Raw genomic sequence first — 17,448 nt, 5'->3', positions numbered from 1 at the left:
AGCTCCTCCTCCTCAGTCGGACCAGTCGGCGGTGATCAGCTCGGGCAGCGGCTCGAACTCGGTGATCGCCTCCAGCGAGGGCCCCATGGCCGCGTTCGCCTCGCGCTCGACCATCACCTCCACAAGCACCGGCAGCCGCTTCTCAGCCGCCTCGGCCGAAGCCCAGGCCAGCGCGTCGCGGATGTCCCCGGGCAGCTCCACCTTGCGCGCCGGGCAGCCGAACGCCTCCATGGCCTTGACATGGTCTATGCCGCCCTCGCCGTAGTGCAGATCGACGGCGTAGTTCATGCCGTACGGGAGCTCCGCCTGCCTGATGAGCCCCAGATACTCGTTGTTGATCATGACGATGACGAACGGCACCCGGTACTGCGCCGCCACCGCCACCTCCTCCATCAGGAACTGGAAGGAGTAGTCGCCGACCACCGCCACGACGTTCCGTTCCGGATGGGCCAGCTTGACCCCCATGGCGGCGGGCACCTCCCAGCCCAGCGGGCCGGCCTGCCCGCAGACCAGGTAGCGGCGCGGCAGGTACGTGGTCTGGAACTGCCCCGACCAGATCTGGTAGAGCCCGATCGCGGTGACGAACGTGGTGTCCCTCGGGAAGTACTCGTTGATCTCCCTGAACACCCTGGGCGGCTTGATCGGCACGTCGTCGAAGTCGTCCCTGCGTGCCATCGTGCCGCGCAGCTCGCCCACCTTGGCCGCCCACTTGCCCGGCTTCCTGGGCCCGCCGCGCCGGCGGGCCTCGTCGCGCAGGTCGGCCAGCACCGGCCGGGCGTGGCCGACCACGCCCAGGTCCGGCTCGAAGACCCGGCCGAGTTGCAGGGGGTCGATGTCCACGTGCACGAACTTGCGGCCGCGCCGGTAGACGTCGAGGTCGCCGGTGTGCCGGTCGCCGAAGCGGGCGCCCACGGCCAGGACCAGGTCGCTCTCCAGGAACGCGGCGTTGCCCCACCGCGTCTGCGTCTGGATGCCGGCCATCCCGGCGAACAGCGGGTGGTCCTCGGGGAAGGCCCCCTTGCCCATGAGCGTCACCTGCACCGGGACCTGAAGGTGCTCGGCCAGCGAGCGCAGCTCGTCGCAGGCGTCGGCGATGATCACGCCGCCGCCGGCCAGGATGATCGGCCGTTCGGCCTCCTCCAGCAGGTCCATGGCCGCGCGTACGACCTTGGGCAGCGGCTTGGGCACCTCGACGGGCAGCGGCGCGTCCAGGTTGCGGTCATAGCGGCAGGAGCCGCGCTGGACGTCGATCGGCAGGTCGATGAGCACGGGCCCGGGACGTCCCGACCGGGCGATCCTGAACGCCTCCCTGAACACCCACGGCGCCTGCGCGGGCTCCTTGAGCTGCACCGCCCACTTGGTCACCGGCTTGGCGATCTCCACGATGTCCACCGCCTGGAACGCCTCCTGGTGCAGCTTGGAGGTCATCGCCTGGCCGGTGACGCAGATCATCGGGATCGAGTCGGCCAGCGCGGTGTAGAGGCCGGTGATCATGTTGGTGCCCGCGGGTCCCGACGTGCCGATGCAGACGCCGACGTTCCCGGTGACCCGGGCCCAGCCGTCGGCCGCGTGGGTGCCGCCCTCCTCGTGGCGTACGGTGATGTGCCTGATCGAGCTGTTCTGCAGCGCGGCGTAGAGCGGCAGGATGGCCGCGCCCGGAATGCCGAAGACCGTGTCCACGCCCTCCGACTCCAGCACCTCCACCACGGCCTCCATGCACGGCCTTCTTTTGCGGGCTCCTTCGTCACCCGCAAAAGAACTTCTCGCAGTGTTCCTTGTTCTCTCGCTACGCTCGCTCATGCGTTGAGCCTTTCGATCACCTTCAGCAGGGCGGAGTGGTCGAGCGAGCCGTGGCCCTGGGCTCTGGCGGCCGCGACGAGCTGGGCGACCTGCCCGGTGAGTGGCAGGCTGACGCCGGCCTCGCGGGCGGCGGCCAGGGCGATGCCCATGTCCTTGTGGTGCAGGTCCATGCGGAAGCCGGGGACGAACTCCCGCTTGACCATGGTGTGCCGCTTGAGCTCCAGGATCCGGGAGCCGGCCAGGCCGCCCGCGAGCACGTCGAGCCCGGCGGCCGGGTCCACGCCCGACGCCTCCAGCAACACGATCGCCTCCGACACCAGCCCGTAGATGCCGCCGACGACGAGCTGGTTGGCGGCCTTGACGGTCTGTCCCGCACCCGCCGGGCCGACGTGGACGACGGTGACGCCGAGGCGCTCCAGGACGGGCCTGGCCGCCTCGAAGTCCTCCGGCGCGCCACCGGCCATGATCGACAGGGTGCCGTCGATCGCGCCGCGCTCGCCGCCGCTGACGGGGGCGTCCAGGGCCCGTACGCCGGCGCTCGCGGCCTGCCGGGCGACCCGGCGGGAGGTCTCGGGCTTGATCGTGCTCATGTCGATGTAGAGCAGGTTCGGCTTGCCGTACTCGATGACGAGCGGTGCGACCTCCTCCACCTGCGGCGAATCGGGCAGCATGGTGATCACCACGTCCGCGCCGGCGACCGCGTCCACCACGCCCGACGCGCCCTTGCCGCCGAGCGCGGCGAGTTGTTCGACGCGCTCTGCGGACACGTCATACCCGGTCACGAAATATCCGGCTTTGAGGAGGTTGGCGGCCATCGGGCTGCCCATGATCCCCAGGCCGACGAAGCCGATGTTCACAGTCGCCTCCAGTCGAACGCGCCCGGCCCCTCGTGCCGGTACTCCAGGCCGACGTGCCCCCGGTAACCCGCCGCCTCCAGGCGGGCGAAGATCTCCGGGTAGGGCATGTGCCCGCTCCCCGGCCGTCCCCTGCCGGGATCGTCGGCGATCTGCACGTGGCCGAACCTGGCCGCGTGCCGGTCGATGAGCGCCAGTACGTTCTCGCCCATCCGGTGCAGGTGGTAAAGATCGGCCAGGAAGGCCACGTTGGGCCTGTCCACCTGGTCGATCAGCTCGAAGGCGGCGCCCGCCGACGTGATCGGGTACAGCGGGTTCTCGTGGGAGTTGAGCGCCTCGACGACCACGGTCGCGCCGATGCCGGCCGCCGCGTCGGCCGCCCTGCGCAGGTTCGCCACCGCCAGGTCCCTGTCGGTGCCGGGGCCGTTGCCGTACAGGGCGTTCAGCACCGGGCAGCCCAGCTCGCCGGCGAGCCGGACCACGACGTCGATGTTGGCCTGGAAACGGGCCGAGCCGTCGGGCCTGGCGAGCAGGCCGCGCTCGCCCGCCGCCATGTCGCCGGCGTCGAAGTTGAGTCCGGCCAGGCGCACCCCGGCGTCCTCGATGGCCTGGCGCAGCTCCGCCAGGGCCGCGCCGCCGGGGTCGGGGCCGTCGAACGGCCACCACAGCTCGACGGCGTCGAACCCGCACTTGGCCGCCGCCGCGGGCCGCTCAAGGAGCGGTAAGTCTGTGAACAGGATGGAGAGGTTGACGTCGAATCTCATGACAACGCCGATCGCATCAGGCGGGCGGTCTCGGAGGGGGTCTTGCCGACCCGTACGCCGACCGCCTCCAGGGCCTCCTTCTTGGCCTGGGCGGTGCCGGAGGAGCCGGAGACGATCGCGCCCGCGTGCCCCATCGTCTTGCCCTCCGGGGCGGTGAAGCCGGCGACGTAGGCGACCACGGGCTTGGTGACGTTCGCCGCGATGTAGGCGGCGGCCCGCTCCTCGGCGTCGCCGCCGATCTCGCCGATCATCACGATGGCGTCGGTGTCGGGGTCGTCCTGGAATGCCTGGAGGCAGTCGATGTGCGTGGTGCCGATGACGGGGTCGCCGCCGATGCCGACGGCGGTGGAGAAGCCGAGGTCGCGCAGTTCGTACATGAGCTGGTACGTCAGCGTCCCCGACTTGGAGACCAGCCCGATGCGCCCGGCGGAGGTGATGTCGGCGGGGATGATCCCGGCCGAGGACTGGCCGGGGCTGATCAGCCCGGGGCAGTTGGGCCCGATGATCCTGGTACGGCCGTTCGCCAGGGCGCGGAAACGTACGGCGTCGTGCACCGGCACGCCCTCGGTGATCACCACGCACAGCGGCACCTTGGCCGCCACCGCCTCCTCCACGGCCGAGGCGGTGAACCGGGGCGGTACGAAGATCACCGACACGTCGGCCCCGGTCCGCGACATAGCCTCGGCGACCGAGCCGAACACCGGCACGGCGCGCTCGCCGAAGTCCACCGAGCGCCCGCCCTTGCCGGGCGTCACGCCGGCCACCACGTCGGTGCCGGCGGCGAGCATGCGGGTGGTGTGCCTGGTGCCCTCCGCGCCCGTCATGCCCTGGACGAGGACCCGGCTGTCCCTGGTCAGAAAGATCGCCATTTACGCACCTGCCGCGAGTCTGGCCGCCATCTCGGCGGCGCCGTCCATGGTTGCGACCTGGCGGACGGCCGGGTGCCTGGCGTCGCTCAGGATGCGCCGGCCCACCTCGGCGTTGTTGCCGTCCAGCCGTACGACGATGGGCCTGCCGTGGCCGCGTTCGCCGAGGAGTTGCAGCGCGGTGACGATGCCGTTGGCCACCGCGTCGCAGGCCGTGATGCCGCCGAAGACGTTGACCAGCACCGAGCGCACGTCGGGGTCGGCCAGGATGATCTCCAGCCCGTCGGCCATCACCTGGGCGGACGCGCCGCCGCCGATGTCCAGGAAGTTCGCCGGGTCTGCGCCCGCCCCCGCCACCACGTCGAGGGTGCTCATGACCAGCCCCGCGCCGTTGCCGATCACGCCGACGGAGCCGTCCAGCTTGACGTAGTTGAGGCCCTTGGCCCTGGCGCGGTCCTCCAGGCTGTCGGACGGTTCCGCGTACTCCTCCCAGTCGTGCCGGAAGTCCGAGTTGCCGTCCAAGGTGACCTTGCCGTCGAGCGCCACGATCCGCTGGTCGGTGGTGCAGATCAGCGGGTTCACCTCGACCAGCAGGGCGTCCTCCGCGACCAGCACCTGCCAGAGCTTCTCCAGCACCCCGGCCGCCTGCTCGGGCAGGCCGGCCTTGGCGGCCAGCAGCCGGGCGACGTCGGCGTCCACGCCCGTCACGGGGTCGATCGACAGTTTCACCAGGGCGTCGGGGTCGGTGGCGGCCAGTTCCTCGATCTCCATGCCGCCCTGCGCCGACACCATCGCCAGGAATCCGCCCTCGGCGCGGTCGACCAGGAAGGCCGCGTAGTACTCCTCGAACGGCACCGTCGCGGCCTCCACCAGCACCCGGCGCGCGATGTGCCCCTTGATGTCCATTCCGAGAACACGATCGGCCTCCAACTCGGCCGAGACCGGCCCCGCCGCCGGTCTGATCCCGCCTGCCTTGCCCCGTCCACCGGTCTTCACCTGGGCCTTGATGACAACGGGCGTGTTCAGCTCGGCCGCTATGTCGCGGGCCTGGGCCGGTGTGGCCGCCACCCGGCCCGCTGGAACCGGGATCCCGTGTCGCCCGAAGAGCTCCTTCGCCTGGAATTCGTACAGGTCCATTCGAGCCTCCTTTGTAGACGGTATACCGTATGGAGTATTCTTCGTCTAGGGCCTCGACAGGCTGCCGCTTGGTGGATATTCCATACAGTATGGAGAATGCAATCAAGGACTGGCGCGGGCGCTCGTACCTGCCCGGCCCTGTCCCGCCCGACCGCACCCGCATGTTCCGGCTGGCCCTGGCCTCGATGGCGGTGATCAGCCCGCTCCAGTACGGCTTCGCCGCGCTGCTCACCCGCGAGAGCGGCGGCCTGACCCTGCTGGCCGTCTGGATCGCCTGCCAGGCCGTCGGCGCACTCCCCGCCCTCCATTTCGTACGCCGGCGACGCCTGAGCGTGCGCGCCAGCCTGGCCGCCGGCGGGGTCCTGAGCGGCCTCGGCCTGGCCACCGCCGCCCTGACAGCGGGCAGCGGCGCCTTGAACGCCTTGACGTCGGACGCCGGCGCCCCGAACGCCCTGGCGTCCACCGGCGGGCTCCTCGCGCTCATCGGTTACGCCCTGCTCGGCGGGCTGGGCGCGGGGCTGGTCTACGGGGTCTGCGGCGAGGTCGTCTCCTCCTGGTATCCGGAACGGCCCGCCGCCCGCGTCGGCCTCATCACCGGCGCCTTCGGCTACGGCGCCGTGCCCCTGCTGCTCTGGGCCGGGATCGCCCCCGGAGCCACGCCGGCCGCCTTCCTGGTCTGCGCCGCCCTCGCCGTGGCCGTGGTCGCGACCGCCGCCCGTCACCTCCGGCTGCCGCCGCCGCTGTGGTGGCCCGACGACGTGGACCCGCGCGGGCACGCCCTGGACGCGGCCCGCCTGCGCACCTCCCCCGAGGCGGTCAAGCAGTTCGGGCTCGCGCAGGCGCTGCGCACCCGCGCCCTGCCGGCGCTCGCCCTGCTGCTGATCTGCGCCGGGGCGGTGTCGGTGTTCGACGTGATCGTGGTGGCGGCCACGGGGTCGTGGGGCGCGCTGGCCCTGCTCGTGGCGCTGAACGGCGCGGGCAGGTCGGCGGCCATGCGGGCGGCGGAACTCTTCGGCCGCCGCCGCGTCCTGGCCGCCGTCTTCAGCTCCCTCGCACTCGGCCAGGTCCTGCTTGCCATGGCCGTCCAAAACGGCCCGGCAGCGGAAACGGCGGCGGGCATGGCGGCGGCCGGGGGCGTGACGGCGGTCAGCGGGCCGTTGTTGTGGCTCGGGGCCGTCGCGGCCGGGCTCGGGAGCGGGGCGTTCTATCCGCTGCTCGCCAGCCTCGTACGAGAACTGTTCGGCGCCGAACGCGCCACCGAGATCCACGCGGTCGTCTACAGCGCCAAGGCCGTGGCGGGAATCGTGGCCGTAACCCTGGCGTTCACCGCCCTGACGGCCCCGGGACCCGCCCTGCTGGCCGCCGCCGCGCTCGCCGCGCTGCCCGCCCTCGCCACGCCCCGCCTGCGGATACCGGGTCTGCCGGCCACCATCCCCCTGTGATGAGACTCACCACCGTGGATAACCCCCACACGGTATGCTGTAGGCAGTCGACCAAAAACCGTAACGCATCCCTGGAGACGTGACCATGTTGGTGTCGGAACAGGCCGGCCAGACGGCGGCCGCCAAGATTCCCCGCCCTGCCACGCTCAGGGAGAGCGTGATCGAGGCTATCCAGGAGCTCATCGTCTCCGGCCAGCTCAAGCCCGGTCAGCACCTCGTGGAGAGCGAGCTGGCCGAGCTGCTCGGGGTCTCCAGGCAGCCGGTCCGCGAGGCGCTGCAGCAGCTCAGCGGCGAGGGCTGGGTCGATCTGCACCCGGGTCAGGGCGCGTTCGTGCACGTCCCGACGCTGGAGGAGGCCGACCAGCTGCTCGCGGTCCGCACGCTGCTGGAGACCGAGTCCGCCAGGCTGGCCGCCCAGCACGTCGGCGAGGACGGCGTGAAGCGGCTGCGCGCGTTGTGCGCCCGCGGCATCGCCGCCGTGCAGTCCGACGACGTCGATGGCGCCGTGGCGACCAACCAGGAGCTGCACGCCCTGGTGACCGACCTGTCCGGCAACGCGGTCCTGGCCGAGCTGGCCGCCCAGGTGGCCAGGCGGGTGCGGTGGTACCACACGCCGGTGGCCCGCCAGCGTGGCATGGCCTCGTGGGAGGAGCACACCTCGCTGATCGACGCCATCGAGGCCGGCGACGAACGCCGGGCGGCGAAGATCATGCGCGAGCACACCGAGCACACCCGCGCCTCCTACATGGAGCAGCGGGAGAACGAGCCGGTGGAGCCCGCCCCCAAGCCGGTGCGCCGCCGCCGGCCGCGCCAGCTCGGTTGACCTCACGTTCACAGAAAGCCACATGCTCCGAAACACCTCGGGTAGAGGGTGGAGCTCGTACGTATTGGAGGTGCATGACCATGAAGGCGTTCATCCGCTTTCTCCTTGGTGATCCCATGGGCCAGCCGGCCGACGGCGGGGCCATCGGCATCGGCCTGAGCGCGGCGCTCAGGAAGCACTACTCGGCGGAAGACGCGGACCGCTACCTGCGCCAGTGGAGCGCTACAACGGAGCCGGACGTCCGCAAGAGCCCGCACGCCTGAGCCCGGAGCCCCCACATCTGAGCCCGGGGCTCGCACGCCCGAGCCGCGGCGAAGGGGCGGCCACCCGAAAGCAGCCACCGCCCCCGCACGCGGCACGCGCTACACCCGCTCCTCCACCTTCTCCTTCTTGGCGTCGCGAGAGGTCTTCAGCAGGCTCAGCACCGTGGTGACGGCGAGAGTGCCGAGGATGACCCCCAGAGAGACCAGGATCGGGATCTCGGGCGCCCAGGACACCCCATCGTGGTGCAGGGCTTCGAGGATCAGCTTCACGCCGATGAAGGCCAGCACCACCGACAGGCCCTTGCTCAGGTAGACGAGCCTGTCGAGCAGGCCGCCGATCAGGAAGAAGAGCTGCCGCAGCCCCATGAGGGCGAAGGCGTTGGCGGTGAAGACCAGGTACGGCTCCTTGGTCAGGCCGAAGATGGCCGGGATGGAGTCCAGCGCGAACAGCAGGTCGGTGGTCCCGATGGCGACCATCACGATCAGCATCGGGGTGACCATCCTGCGGCCGTGGTGCACGGTGAGCCGTGCGCCGTGGTAGGTGTCGGTGGTCGGGAGCACCCGGCGTACCGTGCGCAGGGCAAGGTTCTCGGAGAACTCCGCGTCCTCCTCCTCGTGCCCGATCAGCTTCCACGCGGTGTAGACGAGGAAGGCGCCGAACACGTAGAAGAGCCAGTCGAACCTGGTGACGGCCTCCGCGCCGGCCGCGATGAAGGCTCCGCGCATGACCAGCGCCAGGATGATGCCGATGAGCAGCACCTTCTGCCGGTACTGCCGCGGCACCTGGAACCGGCTCATGATCAGCAGGAAGACGAACAGGTTGTCCACGCTGAGCGAGTACTCGGTGATCCAGCCGGCGAAGAACTCCCCTCCGTGCGCCGGGCCCGACAGCAGGAGCAGGCCGACGCCGAAGGCCACGGCCAGTCCCACGTAGAACGAGACCCAGCCCACGCACTCCTTGAAGCTGGGCTCGTGCGGGTTGCGGGCCACGAGCCAGAAGTCGAAGGCGAGCACCACGCAGAAGCCGCCGATGGTGGCCAGCCAGATCCACAGGGGCAGCTCCATCGCGGCCGTCATTTACGCGCCCCCTTCCTGGCACTCTTGCGGGCGCTCACCAACCGGGCGAAACGTAGATACTGCTCAAGCAGTTGCTTGGCCTGCGGGTTGTCCGCCGCCCGGCGCATGAGCCAGTGCGGCATGAGCCGCTCGTGCAGCCAGAGGAAGCCGATCGCGAAGCCGAGGGCGATCATCGCCTGGTATGCCAGGAACGGCCCCACGCCCTCCAGCAGGCCGCCGGTGGGGGCGAGGGTCTCCTGCGTCAGCCTGGACAGCGGGAAGGCCGCCATCCAGTACAGGCCGATCGGCCCGAAGGTGCCCGGCCGGAAGACGCCCTGGCCGAGCAGCATGCCGTACAGACCGCCGAAGAGGCCGAGCGGCGTGGCCAGCGCCAGCGCCGCCAGCAGCGCCATCCCGGTGGGCTGCCCCGCGAACAGGGTCAGCCCACCGGCCATGGCTCCGGCTACGGCTCCGATCGACGCCCCCGGCAGGGCGAGTTCGAGGCTGTGCCGTCCGATCATCAGCCCACGACCACGCCGAAGGCGAACAGGCTGTAGAACAACATGCCCAGGTAGAACACCGCGCCAAATCCGATGATCACGTTGGTCCACCACTTGGGCCTGATCGGTTTGGGCAACATGCGGTTGTTCACCAGGAGGAGGGTGACGCAGTACGCCCCCATGGCGAACGTCGACAGGAACGCGAGCGTATCCAGGATCCCGCTGGGCCCGTCAGCCGGTCCGAACAGCAGGATGAGGATCCCGAAGAGGATCACGCCCCACAGGAAGACCGCGTACAACTTCGACATGCCCAGCTTCTTCGCCCCGGGGACGAAGTTGAAGGTCATGTCCGCCTGGCCGCGCGAGAACGAGTCGAACAGCCCCAGCGTCGCGTTCAGGCCGATCAGCGCGATGAACCCGAGGAAGACGGCCCCGAGCACCGAACTGCCCGCGGCGGAGACGGCGTTGGACATCGCGGTCAGCGCCACCTCCCGGTCGTCGCCCTGGATGGCCGTGCGCACGCCCGGGTCCAGCCGCACCGCCGACTGCGCGATCACCGTGAACGAGATCGTCACCAGCATCGTGATGCCCCAGAACAGCAGCAGCGCGTCGAAGGTGACCCAGCGCCGCCAGCCCTTCCACTTGGCCATCTCCGCGGGGTCGTCGGTGTCGAACATGAACCCGCGCGAGGGCCGCTCCTCCTCCTCGCCGGCATGCGCCAGACCGCGGATCTTCGGCTGGTGCACGCCCATGCCGGCGCCGGAGTCGCGCAGGTGCAGCGTGTACCACATCTGCTGCATGCCCGAGGGACCGGCGAAGGCGCAGGCGCCGACGATGACGGGGAACCAGGCGGCCGTCATGGCCTCCGCCGGCAGGTAGCCGAAGGAGAACATGCCGGTGATCGTGGTGACCACGTCGCCCCAGGAGCCGACCATGGCCGCGACGATGGCCGTGCCGAGCACGAGTGCGCCGATGAGCAGCGACAGCACGCTCTCCAGCAGGTTGTAGATCACCTTGGCGAGGGTGAAGACCACGCCGACGAGGATCAACCCGGCGACCGCGGTCACCACCCAGGGTATTCCGGTGATCTCCTCGAAGGCCGCCGCTCCCGCCGACAGGTGTCCCGGCCAGATGTAGACGGCGATCGCCACGATGAAGAAGAACCACATCAGCGGCTTGAAGACCCTGGCCGCGCCGGAGAAGATGCTCTCCCCCGTGGCCATGGCGTACCGGGCCATCTCCAGCATCACCACGGCCTGCAGGGTGACACCGATCAGGAACAACCATCTGATCTCGGGCCCGAACAGCAGCACCAGACGCGGCCACATGTACGACTCGCCCATGCCCACGCCGAGCGCGACGAGGAACACCGTCGGCCCGAGAATGTGCACCGAGGGAGGCGCGTCGGGGAGCTTCCTGATGGGCATCGGCTCAAGCCGGCCCGCTTTCCATACTCGTTGATCCTCGACCGGCGGCGTGGCCGTCGCCGGTGGTGTGTTAGATGTGTCCACCTACGGACCTCCTGGGGGGTTGTTGCCTTCCTCTGCGCCCCGAAAATGCCCCCTCGCCTGGCGCTGCTGTGCTCGGCTCTAGCCCAGCAGACCGGCCGCCCTGGCCCAGCGGTACTTCGCACCGAGGACCGCCACGGGCTTCTCCGTCGTGTACGGGTACGCGACCACGCCGTGCTCGAATAGGTACTCGCTGGCCTCCTCAACCTCGGTGTCGCCGGCCAGTGAGGCCACGACCGGCTTGGTGTTGCCCTTCGCCCGCTCCTCCGCCACCACACGGGCGATGAGTTCGGCGAAGACCATCGGCGGCGTCACGATCGTGTGCCAGTAGCCCAGGACGAGCGCGTGGATGCGCTCGTCGGTCAGGCCGAGGCGGACCGTGTTCTCGTAGGTCGAGGGGGGTTCGCCGCCGGTGATGTCGATGGGGTTGCCCGCCGCGCCGAACGGCGGGATGTAGGCGCGGAACGCCTTGTCCAGGTCGTCGGGAATGTCCATGAGGGTCAGCCCGGCGTCCACGATGGCGTCGGACAGCAGCACGCCCGAGCCGCCCGCGCCGGTGATGATGACCACGTTCTCGCCCTTGGGGGCGGGCAGGATCGGCAGCGCGCGGGCGTACTCCAGCATGTCGTTGAGCCCCGGCGCGCGCACCACCCCGGCCTGGCGCAGGATGTCGTCGTAGACCTTGTCGTCGCCGGCCAGCGCCCCGGTGTGGGAGCCCGCGGCCCGCGCGCCCATCGCGGTGCGCCCGGCCTTGAGCACGATGACCGGCTTCTCCTTGACCACCCGGCGGGCGGCGTCCACGAAGCCGCGCCCGTCCTTGAGGTCCTCCAGGTGCATGGCCACGGCCTTGGTGTTGTCGTCCTGCTCGAAGAAGGTCAGCAGGTCGTCCTCGTCCACGTCGGCCTTGTTGCCGACGCCGACGATGGCCGAGACGCCCATCTTGGTGGTGCGGCTGAAGCCCAGGATGGCCATCCCGATGCCGCCGCTCTGCGAGGTCAGCGCCACGCTGCCGCGAACGTCGTACGGGGTGCAGAAGGTCGCGCAGAGGTTCTCCGGCGTGTAGTAGTAGCCGTAGATGTTGGGCCCGAGCATGCGCACGCCGTGCCTGCGGGCGATCTCCACGATCTCCTTCTGGCCCTCGACGTTGCCGGTCTCGGCGAACCCGGACGGGATCATGACCGCCCCGGCCACGCCCTTCTCGCCGACCTCCTCCAGTGCGGAGGCGACGAACTTGGCGGGGATCGCGAACACGGCCACGTCCAGGTCGCCGGGCACGTCCGCGACGCTCTTGTACGCCTTGAGCCCCATGATCTCGTCGGCCTTGGGGTTGATCGGATAGATCTGCCCCTGGTAGCCGCCGTTGATGAGGTTCTTCATGACCGAGTTGCCGATCTTCCCGGCCTCGGCGGAGGCCCCGATGACGGCGACCGAGCGCGGCTTGAAGATGCGGTTCATCTGCCGCAGGATCTCCTCGCGCGGCAGCCTGGCGACCTCGGGCTGCGGCTCCCCGATGATGACGCGCACGTCGGCGGCGACCGCGCCGTTCGCGTCGGCGAAGACGGGGTTGAGGTCCACCTCGACGATCTCGGGGATGTCCGTGACGAGCCTGCCGACGCGCTCGATCAGCTCCGCCAGCGCCCGCCTGTTGGCCGGCTCGGCCCCACGGGCACCACGCAGAACCTCGGCCGCTCTGATGTCGTCCAGCATCTTAAGCGCATCATCACCCGAAACCGGGGCAAGTCGGAAGGTCACGTCCTTAAGTACTTCGACGAGAACGCCGCCGAGACCGAACGCGATGACCTTGCCGAAGGTGGGATCGGTGACCGCGCCGACGATGACCTCGTGGCCGCCGCCGACGAGTTGCTGCACCTGGATGCCGTCGATCTTGGCGTCGGGGTTGTAGGCGCGGGCGTTGGCCAGGATCGTGTCGTGGCCCTCGCGTACCTCCTGCTCGCTCTTCAGGCCCACCAGCACGCCGCCGGCGTCCGTCTTGTGCAGGATGTCGGGCGAGACGATCTTCAGCACGACCGGGAACCCGATCTCCCCGGCCAGCCGCGCCGCCTCGTCGGCCGAGGTGGCCAGCCCCTCGCCGGGGGTGGCGATGCCGTACGCCTGGCACAACTCCCGGCCCTCGGGAGCCGTCAGCGCCGTACGCCCTTCGGCGAGCGCCTTCTCGATGACTTCCCTGGCCACTAGATGACTCCGTTCGTCTTGAGTTCGGCCAGCTCGTCCGCGCTGACGCCGAGTTCGCCGTAGATCTCCTGGTTGTGCTCGCCGAGCAGCGGCGGGGTGACGACGTCCACGGGCGAGTCCGAGAGCTGCAGCGGGCTGCCCACGGTCACGAACTCGCCGCGCGTCGGATGATCGACCTTGACGACGATGCCCTCCTCGCGCAGGCTCTCGTCCTCCACCAGCTCCTTGGTGGACAGGATCGGCCCGCACGGGATGTTCTCGGCGTTGAGGGTGTCGAGCACCGTCCACTTGTCGTGCCGGATCGTCCACTCCTCGATGAGCTGGAACATCTTGTCCAGCTTCGACAGCCGCGCCTCCGGCGTCGCCCACTCGGGGTCCTCGGCCAGCTCGGGCCGGCCGATGATGGCCGAGATCGGCTTCCAGCCGACCGGCTGGACGATGACGTAGATGTAGTCGTTCGGCCCGCCGGGCGCGCAGCGCACCGCCCAGCCGGGCTGGCCGCCGCCGCTGGCGTTGCCCGAGCGCGGCACCTCGTCGGTGAAGGTCCTGTTCGGGTACTCGCGCAGCGGCCCGTGCGCCAGGCGCTGCTGGTCGCGCAGCTTGACGCGGCACAGGTTCAGCACTGCGTGCTGCATGGCCACCTGTACGCGCTGCCCGCGCCCCGTCTGCTCCCGCTGCAGGAGGGCGGCCAGGATGCCGGCCACCGCGTGGATGCCGGTGCCCGAGTCGCCGATCTGCGCGCCGGTCGCCAGCGGCGGGCCCTCCTCGAAGCCCGTCGTGCTCATCGAGCCGCCCATGGCCTGGGCGATCACCTCGTACGCCTTGAACTTGGCGTACTTGCCCTGGCCGAAGCCCTTGATCGAGGCGTAGACCAGGCGGGGGTTGAGCTCCTGGAGGCGGTCCCAGGAGAAGCCCATGCGGTCCACCGCGCCGGGGCCGAAGTTCTCCACCAGGACGTCGGCGCTCTTCACCAGCTCGGTGAAGATCTCCTTGCCGCGCTCGCTCTTCATGTTCAGGGTGATGCTGCGCTTGTTGCAGTTGAGCATCGTGAAGTAGAGGCTGTCGACATCGGGCACGTCGCGGAGCTGTTGCCGGGTGATGTCACCGGTCGGGGCCTCCAGCTTGACCACGTCGGCGCCCAGCCAGGCGAGCATCTGGGTGGCCGACGGGCCGGACTGGACATGGGTCATGTCGAGGACGCGGACACCTTCGAGAGCCTTCATCTCTGCGTTTCCCCTACTTGTACATGGTCTGGTTCATGGTTCCTGGGGCGTACACCTCTGGGTCGACCCAGACGTTGATGAGTGACGGCTTGCCCGACTCGCGGGCCCGCTCCAGCGCGGGGCGGATCTCGGCGGGGTCGCGGACCTCCTCGCCGTAGCCGCCCAGGAGCTTGGCGAACTCGCCGTAGCGGATGTCGCCGAGGGTGTTGCCGACGCGGGCGCGGTCCTCGCCGTACTTGGCGGCCTGGCCGTACCTGATCTGGTTCATCGAGGAGTTGTTGCCGATGACCCCGATGAACGGCAGGTCGAAGCGGACCATGGTCTCGAAGTCCCAGCCGGTCAGGCTGAAGGCGCCGTCGCCGAACAGGCACAGCACCTCCTTGTCGCGGCGCGCCTGCTTGGCGGCCATCGCGAAGGCCATGCCGACGCCGAGCGTGCCGAGCGGGCCCGGGTCCATCCAGTGGCCGGGCGACTTGGGCTGCACGACCTGGCCGGAGAAGGTGACGATGTCGCCACCGTCGCCGATGTAGATGGTGTCCTCGGTCAGGAACTCGTTGATCTCGTGGACGAGGCGGTAGGGGTCGATGGGCTGGGCGTCGGAGAGCTGGCGGGGCAGCCGCTTCTCGTACGCCTGGGTCTCGACGTTGCGCAGCTCCTCCAGCCACTCCTTGCGCCGGGCCGCGCCGTTCTCGATGCGGCCGCTGGCGGCCTGGGCCACCGCGGAGAGGATGAGGCCGGCGTCGCCCACGATCCCCAGGTCGATGTCCCGATTTTTCCCGACAGTGCGGTAGTCGAGGTCGATCTGGACGACCTTGGCCGTCGGCGACAGGCGCTTGCCGTAACCCATCCGGAAGTCGAACGGGGTGCCGACGATGATGATGAGGTCGGCCTCGGTGAAGGCGTACCTGCGGCTGAGCTGGAAGTGGTGCGGGTCCCCCGGCGGCAGCGTGCCGCGGCCCGAGCCGTTCATGTACGCGGGCACGTCCAGCGACCTGACGAACTCGATCGCCGAGTCGGTCGCCCGGCACGTCCACACCTGGCTCCCGAGCAGGATGCACGGCTTCTCCGAGTGGGCCAGCATGTCGGCCAGCCGCTCGATGGCCTCGGGGTCGCCCTGCTGGCGGGTGGAGGCCCGGTAGTGGCCCGGCTTGGGCAGGCGCGCCTTCTCCACCGGCACCTTCGCGTCCAGCACGTCGCGCGGGATCTCCAGGAACGACGGCCCGGGAGCGCCGTGGTAGCACTCGCGGAAGGCCATCGACACGATGTCGGCCACCCGTTCCGTGCTGGGCACCGTGGCCGCGAACTTGGTGATCGGGGTCATCATGTCCACGTGCGGCAGGTCCTGCAGCGAGCCCATCTTGTGCTGGCTCAGCGCGCCCTGGCCGCCGATGAGCAACATCGGGCTCTCCGCGCGGAAGGCGTTGGCCACGCCGGTCACCGCGTCGGTCGTGCCCGGTCCCGCCGTGACCACCGCGCAGCCCGGTTTGCCCGTGATGCGGGCGTACCCGTCTGCGGCGTGCGCGGCCACCTGCTCGTGGCGTACGTCGATGACCTCGATGCCCTCATCGACGCAGCCGTCGTAGATATCGATGATGTGGCCACCGCAGAGCGTGTAGATCACTTCCACGCCCTCGGCCTTGAGTGCCTTGGCTACGAGATGACCACCAGAGATCGTTTCCGACATCATGCCACCCTTTCCCGGCGACGAAATGCTGTCTTCCGCATACTGCATACCGTATGAACGCAATGGTTACTCTCTCGCGTTCGGCCTGTCTAGCCCTAGACGGGCAACTCGATCAGTTCGACCCGCTCGCCGGACCACCCCGGCGGCACCACCGCCAGCGCCTCGGCCAGCGCCGCTCCCCACAACGAACCCGGCCGGTCGTGTCCCACGGGAATCACTCTCCCGGCCGACCTTCTCACCGGAACCAGCCGGGTGTCACGGGGGTGCGTACGCACCGGTTCGGCCAGCGTGCCCGTCTCCGTGGCGGCGGGAGTGCCGGTGAACGCGCGCAGGATGGGGGCGAGCAGGGTGAGCGCGGCGGCCAGCGCCGCGAACGGATTGCCCGGCAGCCCCACGAGCAGCCGGCCGTCGGGTAGCCGGGCCAGGAGCTGCGGATGCCCGGGACGCACGGCCACCCCGTCGATCAGCACCTCCGCGCCCACCTCGTCGAGCACGGCCCGCAGGTGGTCGGCCGGGCCCTGTGACGACGCCCCGCACACCACAACGACGTCTTGCGCACCGCCGAGCGCGGCGTGCAGCGCGGCGGGGCCGTCCGGGAGCCGGAGCGTGTCCGTCACGCGCCCACCGGCCCACTCCACCAGCCCCGGCAGGAACGGCCCGATGGCGTCGCGGACCCGGCCCGGCGCGGGCAGCCCACGATCGACCACCTCGTCCCCGGTGACCAGCACCGACACCTGCGGCCGGGGCCGTACCTCCAGCGTGTCGTGACCCAGGGCGGCGGCCAGGCCGAGCGCGACCGGCGTCACCACCGCGCCCGCCCCGAGCACGACGGCGCCCTCGGCGATGTCCTCGCCACGGCGCCGCACGTGCCTGCCGGGCTCGATGGTCCCGTCCACCCACGCGGCCCCCATGCCGAGCGGCGCGGAAGCGTGCTCCCAAGGCAGCACCGCCTCCGTCCCGGCGGGAACGGGAGCGCCGGTCGCGATCTCCACCGCCTCCCCCGCCGCCAACCGCCCTCGCAGGGGCACACCTCCGGCCAGCACCTGGGCGATCACTCGCCACGGCCCAGGACCCGCCACCGCGTAGCCGTCCATCGCCGAGACGTCCACTCCGGGCACGGGCACCAACGCCGTCAAAGACCCGGCCAACCTGCACCCGAGAGCATCAGCAAGCGGCACCGGAGCAGGCTTCAACACGCTGGCGGCACCCGCCGCGAGGGCTCGCGCAGAACCCCATGAGATCGCTTCCACCACTGGTCCATGCCTCAGAACGGTCATCGGCACACTCCTTGACCCGTGTTTTTCCATACTGTATACGGAATACACGATCCGACGC

Annotated in this window: 15 protein-coding genes; 3 read left to right on the top strand and 12 right to left on the bottom strand. The window is 70.1% G+C overall.

Annotation, left to right across the window (positions count from 1 at the left end; genetic code table 11):
• Window positions 1–12 precede the first annotated feature (12 nt).
• The 5 genes from gcl to sucC form a co-directional block, all read right to left on the bottom strand.
• A complete protein-coding gene (gene gcl, locus AB0I81_RS59360; RefSeq protein ID WP_360678397.1) occupies window positions 13–1,716 on the bottom strand; it encodes a glyoxylate carboligase in 1,704 nt (567 codons plus the stop codon).
• Window positions 1,717–1,796: 80 nt separating this feature from the next.
• Window positions 1,797–2,657: a 2-hydroxy-3-oxopropionate reductase gene (locus AB0I81_RS59355; RefSeq protein WP_360678395.1), complete on the bottom strand. Its 861-nt coding sequence runs from the start codon at window positions 2,655–2,657 to the stop codon at window positions 1,797–1,799.
• On the bottom strand, window positions 2,654–3,418 hold the full coding sequence (locus AB0I81_RS59350; protein WP_360678393.1) for a TIM barrel protein: 765 nt from the start codon (window positions 3,416–3,418) through the stop codon (window positions 2,654–2,656). The genes AB0I81_RS59355 and AB0I81_RS59350 overlap by 4 nt, the downstream gene beginning before the upstream one ends.
• Window positions 3,415–4,287 (bottom strand): succinate--CoA ligase subunit alpha, encoded by an 873-nt coding sequence (sucD, locus tag AB0I81_RS59345; protein ID WP_360678391.1) that lies wholly within the window; start codon window positions 4,285–4,287, stop codon window positions 3,415–3,417. The genes AB0I81_RS59350 and sucD overlap by 4 nt, the downstream gene beginning before the upstream one ends.
• Complete coding sequence (gene sucC, locus AB0I81_RS59340) at window positions 4,288–5,421, bottom strand: ADP-forming succinate--CoA ligase subunit beta (RefSeq protein WP_360678389.1); 1,134 nt, start codon at window positions 5,419–5,421, stop codon at window positions 4,288–4,290. It lies immediately after the preceding gene.
• Window positions 5,422–5,510: 89 nt separating this feature from the next.
• Between sucC and AB0I81_RS59335 the strand changes: the two genes are divergently transcribed.
• The 3 genes from AB0I81_RS59335 to AB0I81_RS59325 all read left to right on the top strand — a co-directional run bounded on the left by AB0I81_RS59335 (window position 5,511) and on the right by AB0I81_RS59325 (window position 7,949).
• Entirely contained in the window at window positions 5,511–6,863 is a 1,353-nt protein-coding gene (locus AB0I81_RS59335; RefSeq protein WP_360678387.1) for a hypothetical protein, read from the top strand.
• A gap of 85 nt (window positions 6,864–6,948) precedes the next feature.
• On the top strand, window positions 6,949–7,686 hold the full coding sequence (locus tag AB0I81_RS59330) for a GntR family transcriptional regulator (RefSeq protein ID WP_360678439.1): 738 nt from the start codon (window positions 6,949–6,951) through the stop codon (window positions 7,684–7,686).
• 80 nt (window positions 7,687–7,766) lie between these two features.
• On the top strand, window positions 7,767–7,949 hold the full coding sequence (locus AB0I81_RS59325) for a hypothetical protein (protein ID WP_360678385.1): 183 nt from the start codon (window positions 7,767–7,769) through the stop codon (window positions 7,947–7,949).
• 99 nt (window positions 7,950–8,048) lie between these two features.
• Here the strand turns inward: AB0I81_RS59325 and AB0I81_RS59320 are convergent, their stop codons facing one another.
• The 7 genes from AB0I81_RS59320 to AB0I81_RS59290 form a co-directional block, all read right to left on the bottom strand.
• Entirely contained in the window at window positions 8,049–9,014 is a 966-nt protein-coding gene (locus tag AB0I81_RS59320) for a TerC family protein (RefSeq protein WP_360678438.1), read from the bottom strand.
• 8 nt (window positions 9,015–9,022) lie between these two features.
• Entirely contained in the window at window positions 9,023–9,526 is a 504-nt protein-coding gene (locus AB0I81_RS59315) for a hypothetical protein (protein ID WP_360678383.1), read from the bottom strand.
• Window positions 9,526–11,016: an Nramp family divalent metal transporter gene (locus AB0I81_RS59310; RefSeq protein ID WP_360678381.1), complete on the bottom strand. Its 1,491-nt coding sequence runs from the start codon at window positions 11,014–11,016 to the stop codon at window positions 9,526–9,528. The genes AB0I81_RS59315 and AB0I81_RS59310 overlap by 1 nt, the downstream gene beginning before the upstream one ends.
• A 78-nt stretch (window positions 11,017–11,094) precedes the next feature.
• Window positions 11,095–13,206 carry an acetate--CoA ligase family protein gene (locus AB0I81_RS59305; protein ID WP_360678379.1) on the bottom strand — a complete coding sequence of 704 codons (2,112 nt, stop codon included), beginning with the start codon at window positions 13,204–13,206 and terminating at the stop codon, window positions 11,095–11,097.
• The gene (gene frc / locus AB0I81_RS59300) at window positions 13,206–14,429 is read right to left on the bottom strand and encodes a formyl-CoA transferase (RefSeq protein ID WP_360678377.1); all 1,224 of its coding nucleotides are present in this window, start codon (window positions 14,427–14,429) and stop codon (window positions 13,206–13,208) included. Before frc ends, AB0I81_RS59305 begins: the two co-directional genes overlap by 1 nt.
• Before the next feature lie 13 nt (window positions 14,430–14,442).
• Entirely contained in the window at window positions 14,443–16,116 is a 1,674-nt protein-coding gene (locus AB0I81_RS59295) for a thiamine pyrophosphate-binding protein (protein WP_360678375.1), read from the bottom strand.
• A gap of 92 nt (window positions 16,117–16,208) precedes the next feature.
• Entirely contained in the window at window positions 16,209–17,366 is a 1,158-nt protein-coding gene (locus tag AB0I81_RS59290) for a molybdopterin molybdotransferase MoeA (RefSeq protein ID WP_360678436.1), read from the bottom strand.
• Between the last annotated feature and the right edge of the window lie 82 nt (window positions 17,367–17,448).

It is taken from the genome of Nonomuraea sp. NPDC050404, assembly GCF_040655495.1.
GTDB lineage: Bacteria > Actinomycetota > Actinomycetes > Streptosporangiales > Streptosporangiaceae > Nonomuraea.
Note: the sequence above shows the minus strand (reverse complement) of the source record. Positions and strands in the feature narration are given on the sequence as shown.